The sequence below is a fragment of the Vibrio sp. 1562 genome (assembly GCF_033340155.1).
Lineage (GTDB): Bacteria > Pseudomonadota > Gammaproteobacteria > Enterobacterales > Vibrionaceae > Vibrio > Vibrio alginolyticus.
On sequence record NZ_JAWOVY010000119.1, the window covers coordinates 1 to 1,054 of the forward strand.

Here is a 1,054-nt window from a genome sequence, read left to right on the forward strand (position 1 = left end):
TTTTAAGCATCTAGATAGCTGTTTGGCTCATCCGGAATCCCACCTAGATTTACTAGAGCTAATGTACGTATGCTTATCTTTGGGTTTTATAGGTCAGTATCGTTTAGAAAAAAATGGGCTTGAAGCTCACCGTAGATTGAGAAAACAAGTTGTATCAGTGCTTAAGTCACATGGTCGCGGAGTACAGCAAGAGCTTAGTAACAAAGTAGAACAACATATATTGGCAGGTGCTCAGGTTTCGGAACGTGCTCCTCTATGGGTGGTTTGTTCGGTAACTTCCGCACTGCTTGTTTGTATTTTTATGTACTTCAGTTACGAGTTGAACAAAGCTTCCAACCAAACTTTTGCTCAATTGGTAAACCTGATTCAATCAACCCCAGCAGTCAGTAATCCTATGGTTGAGTCAAAGTCAGCACCTATTGCCGAAAGAATATCTATGTATTTGGCAACGGAGATTGGCAAGGATCTTGTCACTGTGGAAGCGTTGCAAGATAGAGTTCGTATTTCTCTTAAAGCTCAAGACCTATTTGAATCTGGTAGTGCGAGCGTTGTGGCTTACATACAGCCAGTTATTTCTAAAGTTGCACGCACCTTAGAAGCGACACAAGGGAAGATCATAATTACCGGGCATACCGATGACCGTCCGATATTTACCAGCAAGTACCCATCCAATTGGCACTTGTCTTTAGCTCGCGCAACTTCTCTTTCCGAACAGTTAATCGCCAACAGTGCACTTAAAGGCAGAGTGATTCCTGAAGGGTTGGGTGATGCGAGACCTTTGGTAGAAAATGACAGCGAAGAGAACCGAGCAATGAATCGTCGAATTGAAATCGATCTTATTGTGGGCAACTAACGGTTGGGCAAGGAAATGAGTATTAAAGAAATAGGCAGAGTATTTACCCAAAGATGGTTTCTTGGTTTAGTCGGTGTAGCCGCGTGCTCCATTTTTATTTGGGTTGTGGGTCCTCTGATCACGGTTGCAGGTTACGAGCCGCTTAAAAGTGATTTTCAACGTTTAGTTACGATCTTAGTGATTGTTTTTGCTTGGGCGCTT

General features: G+C 42.9%; 2 protein-coding genes. Both read left to right on the forward strand.

Annotated elements, in window-relative coordinates:
* Window positions 1-853 (forward strand): type VI secretion system protein TssL, long form (tssL, locus tag R7Z49_RS23605; RefSeq protein ID WP_318112154.1); only part of this gene is annotated, 853 nt, incomplete at its 5' end.
* Between the two features lie 15 nt (window positions 854-868).
* Window positions 869-1,054, forward strand: a 186-nt coding sequence (locus R7Z49_RS23610; protein ID WP_318112155.1) for a hypothetical protein, incomplete at its 3' end; no start/stop codon positions are given.